Source organism: Treponema primitia ZAS-1, from assembly GCF_000297095.1.
GTDB lineage: Bacteria > Spirochaetota > Spirochaetia > Treponematales > Breznakiellaceae > Termitinema > Termitinema primitia_A.
This window is the reverse complement of record NZ_AEEA01000069.1, coordinates 1-5,586: the sequence shown is the minus strand read 5'-3', so window position 1 is coordinate 5,586 and position 5,586 is coordinate 1. Positions and strand designations below refer to the sequence as shown.

The window sequence follows — 5,586 nt, the reverse complement described above, 5'->3', positions numbered from 1 at the left end:
AAACGAAGTTAAAGGGCATATTCTTTTCTGGGGCTATTGACAAAAACTTCGATAAACGGCAATCTACCCCAATTAAATAATGTTTTAGGGGGGGCAGTCTTGGATCAAGAACTGGTTGCACGCATGGAAAAATCCCTGACGGATCTCAAGATGGAGATTATAGCGAATCTCGTCTCAAGCAATGAGGAATTTAAAGAAATTGTGGAGGGGATGGACCCCAAAGACCTGGCGGACATAGCCTCCGACGATATAGACCGGAAGATGATCGAAGCCCTGGGTTCCCAGGAGCTAAAACGCCTCAAGGTGATAGATTCCGCCCTGACCAGAATCCAGCAGGGTAAATACGGCCTCTGCGTAAAGTGCGGCAAGCGCATCCCCCAGGACCGTCTGGAAGCGATACCCTACGCCCTTATGTGTATTGAATGTAAAACCGCCGAGGAACGCCGGAACAGGTAAGACGGTTTTAGTATCTAATCGCTACTATTTTCCAGTTCTGTCCCTTCCCTTCAAATTCCACGGTCTCGGTGTAGCCGGCCTGTAACAGGGTCTCCCGGGCCAGATCGTAGTGGCCGCCCAGGTGAGATGGCTCGTGGGCATCGGCGGTGATGGTTACCGGAGCTTGGCGCTCCCGAAGGAGCCGGAGCAGTTCCAGGGAAGGGTAGGGGTCGGCGGTCTTGCCACGGATAAGGCCGCCGGTGTTTACCTCAATTACCGCTCCGGATCCGGCGGCCAGGGGGGCAATTTGGCGGATGCGGCTGCGATAGCGGCTGCCCTGGGTAGCAAAGTATTCGTTATGGGGGTTGTTTTTGCGGATTAGGTCGAGATGGCCCAGGATGTCAAAGCCCCCGGCGGAAATCATCCCTTCCACCGCATCCCAGTAGGCATCGGCCACGGCTTCACCGTTGCCGGAAAAATGCCGCTGTACATCCCGCTCAAATTCTTCCGCCGGGGCGTCCACGGTAAATGGTTCACCGCCCTTGGGGGGAAAGATGTAATGCACGGAACCGATAATATAGTCCAGACCCAGGGACTGAAAATCCTTGTCCGCCGGACTCGTCAGGCCCTTGATATAGTCAACTTCCAGGCCAAGGTAGACCGGCAGTTTTCCTGTCCAGCGGCTGCGGGCGGCCTTGACCGCATCAATATATTCGTCCAGCTTTTCGTCGGCCAGATGCCAGTCTGTTTTAAGCCCCGTTTTTTTGGTCAAAGGCGCGTGGGCGCTGAACCCAAGAGCAGAAAGGCCCTTTTCATAGGCGGCCTGACAGAAACTTTCCACATCACCCTTTCCATCGCAAAAATCCGTATGGGTATGGAGACAGCTTGCTTGCATGGGTTTTCCTAGAAGTTAGCCTTGAGAATCTCGATGGTTTTTTTAAAGACCTCGTCGGGGTTAATGGGTTTGATCAGATAGCTCTTAACCCCCATCTGAAAGGCCTTTGCCACCATTTCCCGTTTACTCTGGGCGGATAATACAATCACCGGGGTCTGATAATTCTGATCCCGGAGCTGCTTGAGAACCGTAAACCCATCCATTTCCGGCATTATCAAATCCAAAAACACCAGATCAAACAGGTTTTTTTCCGGGTCATTCAGGAATTCCGTCCCGCTCTGATAGGTTTTTATCCTGGCCCCCACGGTTGCGAAGGTATTTTTGATCAATTCCAGGATGATGGCATCGTCGTCCACCGCCGCTATTCTGAGGTTCCGGATCGCCGCTTTTAAATTCTCCGGGCTCATGGACCCGTAAGATTCCATGTCAAACCGGAACAGTAAGTCCCCTGCTGTCCTGGAATCTCCGGCGTTTAATATATGGTGCCCCGGTTCTTCTGTGTCCGGGATATCCTCCAGAACTTCGGCCTCCGCTCCCCCCTCGGTTTCTCCCACCGTGGCGGTAGCGCTTTCCGGGGCTGGGGCTTTTACTCCCGCATACAGAAAATCCATCGCTTCCTGCAGGGTGGAAACTATCTTGAATTCGGCATATTCCTGCTGACCGGCGACAAATTTCTTGATCTGCCCATCATTCGTGAGGAGCAGCAAATTCCGCCGTTTTGCTTTGGAAACCTTAAGAAGAAGATTCAGCAGGGTTTCCAGCTTGTGGATCTCCGCGCCCTTAAGGTTGAGGTTGCTCAGCATGATTATCATTCGGGGTATTTTAATTTCGTAGAGTTCGGAGAGTTCCTTGATCTTGTAGTAGAGTACATCCAGTTTATCATTGTTGAGCCCATGGGCAAGCTCGATAAAAATTATGTCATCATTTACATGGGCATCCACAATCCCCGGGCTCTCGTCTATTGTATATTTAACCCCCAGGATCTCCGAGATGGTTTTGAATAGGGCGTCGACCTTAAAGGGCTTGGTAAATACCTTTTTTACCCCATAGGGGATCAGCGCAAGAATTTTCTGCTGATCGATTTTTTGGGCCATGAGGATAACCGGAATTTTGGATGAATTGGGACTGTTTTTCTTTTCAGTCAGTACATTCATGTACGCATTATTGCCCATAGGATAATCCAGAAGGATCAGATCGGGGTATGCAAGCCGCATCTTTGATACACCCTCTAAGCCGTTACCGGCGGTTTCCACATCGACATCCAATTCATTTTCCAGGAGTTTGGATTTAAGGTATTCCCTGAGCAAGGGGGATTCATCAATAATAAGAACATTCTTCTTCATATTACACCGTTCCGGAAGTATATCAGAACGGCGCTTTTTCCGCTATACTTTTTTTCGAGTACTTTTATAGGAGAAATAAATGGTTAAAAAAGCGCTTGTTTTTCTGGCCGATGGTTTTGAGGATGTAGAGGCAATTACCCCCATCGATTACCTCCGGAGGGCCGGAGTTGAGCTTACCACAGTCTCCATCGGATCGGAACTTTCGGTTCAGAGTGCCCGCCAGGTAACGGTAAACGCCGATACTACCCTGGAGAAGCTGGGTAAGCAGGGCAGGGCCAACGCAGCGGACTGGGATGCGGTGGTGCTTCCCGGCGGCGGCCTGGGCGCCGAAAACCTCGCTGCCTCCGTGGCTGTGGGCAGCTTTATCAAGGCCATGGCGGAGGAAGGTAAGCTTATCTGCGCAATCTGTGCAGCCCCGGCGGTGGTTTTAGCGCCTCTGGGCTTGCTTAAGGGCCGGGAATTTACCTGCTACCCCGGTATGGAAGAAAAGGTCTCCGGGGCCGCCTGGAAAGCGGATAGGGTAGTAATTGACGGTACGCTTATCACGAGCCGAGGCGCCGGAACCGCCGGCGAATTTGCCGTGGCGATTATTGAAAAACTGGTAAGCCCGGTCGAGGCCGAAAAAATAGCCAAGTCGGTACTGCTCGCCTAGGAATTCCTAATTTGGCGCTGCTTCCCTGATGACCCGGCATATGGTTTTTGGGGGGAAGTGGCGGCGGATACAGTAGACGGCGAAGGCTGTAGCAAAGAGCAGCAGGACCCCGGTGGCTGCCCGGGCAGGGTCGCCTGTGGCGGGGAAGATGATGCCCGTAAGCACATAGCCGGCGATAAAGCCCAGGAGGGGCGGCAGCAGAACCGTCAGGCCCTGTTTAAGGGCTGATGCGGCGGCTTCGGTTTCTACCAGCTGTCCCGGCTGGAGGACCAGGCCGGTGGTGTTTTCCGCGTGGTAGGAGAGTGTTTTTGCCTTGCACTCCCGGTTCATGCAGCCGAAACAGGCGATATTGTTTTCCCGGTCAAGGGTAAGGGTATTCCCCCGTATCTCCCGGATTCTGCCCGTCTCAGTCACCCGGTTCCTCCTCTTCGGCGGAACTTTTTTCTTTTACCGGGGGTTCCGGCGCCGGCCATTGTATCCGCTCTATGGAAAGGCTTTTTCCGTGCTTGTCTATGTCCAGGTAAATCCCTTGGATTTCCGGCTGTGCCCAGGCTTCCTTGGTCCAGTCGGGGATCCCCGTAAGGTATTCCTGGATACGCTCATCCGGATCGACCCCCCCCACAGAATTCCGGCTGCCGGTACGTCCCGCATCGGTGATTGTCGCCGTACCGCCGGGGAGTATCGTTTCGTCCGCCGTCTGGACCCGGTTGTGGGAACCGATAACGGCGGAACAGGCGCCGTCCGCCAGGGCAAAAAGGGTACGCTTTTCCGCGGTAGCCTCGGCGTGGAAGTCGACGATGACGTAGGGGGTTTCCTGTCGGAGCCGTTCCAGAAGCGCCGGAAGGCGGGAATAGGGGTTATCCCCGTGGAGCCGGGTAAAGCCGCTCTGGCCCAGGAGTACCGCCACGGCAATTTTCGCCGTACCGATATTGTAGACCCGTGCGCCTATGCCCGGCGCCTGGGGATTCAGATTTTCCGGCCGGAGTACGTAGGGGATCTTCCCCAGGTTTTCCACCAGGTCCTTTTTATAGAAACAACATTCCCCGGTGGTAAGTACGTTTATTCCCAGTTTATGGATATAGGCGGCATGGTTGCGCCCCAGGCCGTTGCCCCCGGTAACGCCATCCGCTCCGGCAATGACGAAGTCCGCGGGTTTCTGTTTTTTCAGCTCACCCAGGGCCATTTTTAGGGCATAGACCCCGGCTTTTCCAACTATTTCGGCAATATAGAGGATTTTCATTATAGGCAAACGCTAATTATTGCTGATAGGACGAAAAGGATACCCCATATCGGGGGATACCTTACTCAGAATACGTTCGAATTCAGCTGCCGCCCGAAAATCCTGCAGCTTCCGGCAGGCATCCCGCAGGTTAAAGAGGGCCTCGTAGTACATGGGAAGCATGGTCACCGCTTCTTCAAAGCAATGCCGGGCTTCCTCGTAGCTGCCCTCCACAAAATAGAGGACCCCCAGGTTGTTCCAGGTTTTGGGGGAATTTCCGTCACGGACCAGGGCGGAATGGTAACATTCTTCGGCGAGATCAAGCTGTTCTATTTCGTAGTAGATCAGCCCCATACTGACCCAGGCTTCGGTTAAATCGTCATCAATATAAACGGCCCGCTGAAAACTATTCAGGGCTTCTTCATAGTCCCCAGTCCGCTGTTGGGCAATTCCCAGGTTCATCCAGAGAAGGGGATTCTCGGGTTCCATGATCAGGGCCTTTCTAAATAGAGGAATAGCTTCGTAGGGCCGGTTTGCTTCTGTTAAAGCAATACCGGAGTCGTTTAAGGATGCCGCTGTTTCCATTATTCCCCCTCCATCTATACTATAACCCATTACTTCTTTCTTTTCAATCTTAAACTAAGATATATACACAGATGTATTTATTAACCACTATATAAAAAAAATTTTTATATTATAGTATTAAAAAGAAAAACAGCATGAAAGAGCTAACTGAATATCGGGATACAACATCAGATCAAGAGCTATTCTCCTTCTTTTATGATAGGATCCTCTCCCGGGAGCTCAGTACCTTTTCCGCCCTCAAGGAATTCGCCGCGCCCGTTCTAAAGGATAAACGGACCTACCCGGTGATTATGCGGTGTTTCGAGTTGATCCGCCGCCTCTACTGGGGGTTTTTTTCGGGGATGACCCTGGCTACCCACAAGAAACTCTGGCGGGAACTGGTGATTCCGGATAAGGATTTCCCCGATGCGGGGGATCTTAAACGGACCATATCCATCTCTAACCTCTATATTTCAAT

At 52.3% G+C, this 5,586-nt stretch carries 7 protein-coding genes and 1 pseudogene; 3 read left to right on the top strand and 5 right to left on the bottom strand.

What is annotated here, in order from left to right; translation table 11 throughout:
• The first annotated feature begins 99 nt into the window (after window positions 1-99).
• The gene (locus TPRIMZ1_RS0112540; protein WP_010260207.1) at window positions 100-456 is read left to right on the top strand and encodes a TraR/DksA family transcriptional regulator; all 357 of its coding nucleotides are present in this window, start codon (window positions 100-102) and stop codon (window positions 454-456) included.
• Window positions 457-463: 7 nt separating this feature from the next.
• Here the strand turns inward: TPRIMZ1_RS0112540 and TPRIMZ1_RS0112535 are convergent, their stop codons facing one another.
• On the bottom strand, window positions 464-1,330 hold the full coding sequence (locus tag TPRIMZ1_RS0112535) for a histidinol-phosphatase (protein WP_010260204.1): 867 nt from the start codon (window positions 1,328-1,330) through the stop codon (window positions 464-466).
• Between the two features lie 8 nt (window positions 1,331-1,338).
• Window positions 1,339-2,673 (bottom strand): response regulator, encoded by a 1,335-nt coding sequence (locus TPRIMZ1_RS0112530; RefSeq protein WP_010260203.1) that lies wholly within the window; start codon window positions 2,671-2,673, stop codon window positions 1,339-1,341.
• Window positions 2,674-2,752: 79 nt separating this feature from the next.
• Between TPRIMZ1_RS0112530 and TPRIMZ1_RS0112525 the strand changes: the two genes are divergently transcribed.
• Window positions 2,753-3,325: a DJ-1 family glyoxalase III gene (locus TPRIMZ1_RS0112525; protein WP_010260200.1), complete on the top strand. Its 573-nt coding sequence runs from the start codon at window positions 2,753-2,755 to the stop codon at window positions 3,323-3,325.
• A 6-nt stretch (window positions 3,326-3,331) separates the two neighbouring features.
• Here TPRIMZ1_RS0112525 and TPRIMZ1_RS0112520 read toward each other — a convergent pair whose 3' ends face one another.
• From TPRIMZ1_RS0112520 to TPRIMZ1_RS0112510, 3 genes are read right to left on the bottom strand one after another with little or no spacing between them, the layout of a single operon-like run.
• Window positions 3,332-3,739 (bottom strand): SoxR reducing system RseC family protein, encoded by a 408-nt coding sequence (locus TPRIMZ1_RS0112520; RefSeq protein ID WP_010260197.1) that lies wholly within the window; start codon window positions 3,737-3,739, stop codon window positions 3,332-3,334.
• Entirely contained in the window at window positions 3,732-4,565 is an 834-nt protein-coding gene (locus TPRIMZ1_RS18965; RefSeq protein WP_010260191.1) for a TIGR00282 family metallophosphoesterase, read from the bottom strand. The genes TPRIMZ1_RS0112520 and TPRIMZ1_RS18965 overlap by 8 nt, the downstream gene beginning before the upstream one ends.
• Window positions 4,566-4,577: 12 nt before the next feature.
• The gene (locus TPRIMZ1_RS0112510) at window positions 4,578-5,129 is read right to left on the bottom strand and encodes a tetratricopeptide repeat protein (protein ID WP_010260188.1); all 552 of its coding nucleotides are present in this window, start codon (window positions 5,127-5,129) and stop codon (window positions 4,578-4,580) included.
• A 134-nt stretch (window positions 5,130-5,263) separates the two neighbouring features.
• On the opposite strand from TPRIMZ1_RS0112510, the pseudogene TPRIMZ1_RS18960 reads away from it, so the two are divergent.
• A pseudogene (locus TPRIMZ1_RS18960) lies at window positions 5,264-5,586 on the top strand (hypothetical protein); the annotation flags it as partial.

Bases quoted from the DNA above. Each gene is read 5' to 3' on its own strand.
- TPRIMZ1_RS0112535 (WP_010260204.1), bottom strand. From the start codon at position 1,330: ATGCAAGCAAGCTGTCTCCATACCCATACGGATTTTTGCGATGGAAAG.
- TPRIMZ1_RS0112530 (WP_010260203.1), bottom strand. From the start codon at position 2,673: ATGAAGAAGAATGTTCTTATTATTGATGAATCCCCCTTGCTCAGGGAA.
- TPRIMZ1_RS0112525 (WP_010260200.1), top strand. From the start codon at position 2,753: ATGGTTAAAAAAGCGCTTGTTTTTCTGGCCGATGGTTTTGAGGATGTA.
- TPRIMZ1_RS18965 (WP_010260191.1), bottom strand. From the start codon at position 4,565: ATGAAAATCCTCTATATTGCCGAAATAGTTGGAAAAGCCGGGGTCTAT.
- TPRIMZ1_RS0112510 (WP_010260188.1), bottom strand. From the start codon at position 5,129: ATGGAAACAGCGGCATCCTTAAACGACTCCGGTATTGCTTTAACAGAA.